Raw genomic sequence first — 1,315 nt, 5'->3', positions numbered from 1 at the left:
ATATATAATAGAAGTATTTATAATTTTCTTTTCGGCTTTTTTTGTAGCTTCATACGCATTATCCAACATATTTCCCAAAAGGATGCATAAATCAACATCCTCAAAATTCATCGCTTCTGGCACCACTATTCTATCTTCGTGTTTAATATTTTCTTTACATGCTATTAAATATTTTGAATTCATCATCGCATCAATCACGAAATTCCCACAATTAACTAGTGACTTTTCTTTTTCATAATAAATATTCAACTTATCTAAATACTGTACTATTTCTTCACACTGCTCTCCATATGCCATACCCTGAATTACTAAAAAATGTTTTCTATAATCATGTATGATATTTCTTGAAATCAAAGATTCTTCTTTCATCCTCATCTCTTCTGAAAACAATCTTATATTCTGTTCATAAATTACATTTTGCTGTTTCAATAAGAATTCCCTCGATAATAAATCATATATCTTAAAAATCCCCAAATTTAAAGGCAAAAACAAACAGCTTGATAACATCGCACCAAAAACCACCCCATTTTCTGGTCTTTTCTCTACCAAATAATATATAAAGTAAATTATCCCTATACAACAAACTGGCATAAAGGTAAGTAGCCACCAATATCCTGGCAATTCTCTGTCCACATCTTTTAATATATATCGGGATACTATATATTTAATTACTTCTATAATTGAAAGAGTCAATAATTTTGAAGCTATTGCTCCTTGTATTGCAGGTTCAACAAAATATATATGTGACATTCTTGCCGAATATTCAACAATTGCCTCTGATATCGCCCAAATAGCAATTAAAGAAAAAGTAGTCATTATCTTCTCTCGAACTTTTCCATGATATCCTACCATACATATATAAAACACATAAATCACATTAAGTAAAAGATTTTTCCAAGGCATTCCTGTATCATTTTCTAAAATAATAGTCACAATAAGATTTAATTCCCAAAATAACCATTGGTGCTTTAACATTTTATTAATTAGTAATATTTCTAAATATTCTTTAATAATCAATAAAGACATTATCCCCAAAATTAATGTGAAAACAATTTTAATCATTAAAAATATCCTTTCGAATAAACCTGCTGTATTGCTCTCTGATTTTCTTATGCTGATCTTCACTCACTGGAATCCGTTGACCATCAGTTAATTCTATCAACTTAGTTCCACATCTAAAAACATAGTCGCAATTCACTAAAAAAGACTGGTGCGTTCTCATAAAAGAAATGTCCAAAGCAACAACCTCTTTTTCTACATCATCTAACTTTCCATAATATTCTAATACTTTTCCGTCTACTCTATGTATCATCAC

The 1,315-nt window shown here is 29.4% G+C and carries 2 protein-coding genes; both read right to left on the bottom strand.

The genetic code is table 11. The features are described from left to right. The coding region (locus NCY30_RS14910; protein WP_250818883.1) for a GHKL domain-containing protein at nucleotides 1-1,062 on the bottom strand (1,062 nt) is incomplete at its 3' end. Continuing rightward, nucleotides 1,055-1,315 (bottom strand): LytTR family transcriptional regulator DNA-binding domain-containing protein (locus NCY30_RS14905; protein ID WP_250818882.1); only part of this gene is annotated, 261 nt, incomplete at its 5' end. The genes NCY30_RS14905 and NCY30_RS14910, both read right to left, overlap by 8 nt.

Origin of the sequence: Dorea sp. MB18-49 (assembly GCF_023669465.1) — a bacterium.
Lineage (GTDB): Bacteria > Bacillota > Clostridia > Lachnospirales > Lachnospiraceae > Dorea_A > Dorea_A longicatena.
This window is presented reverse-complemented; position numbering and strand designations above follow the sequence as displayed.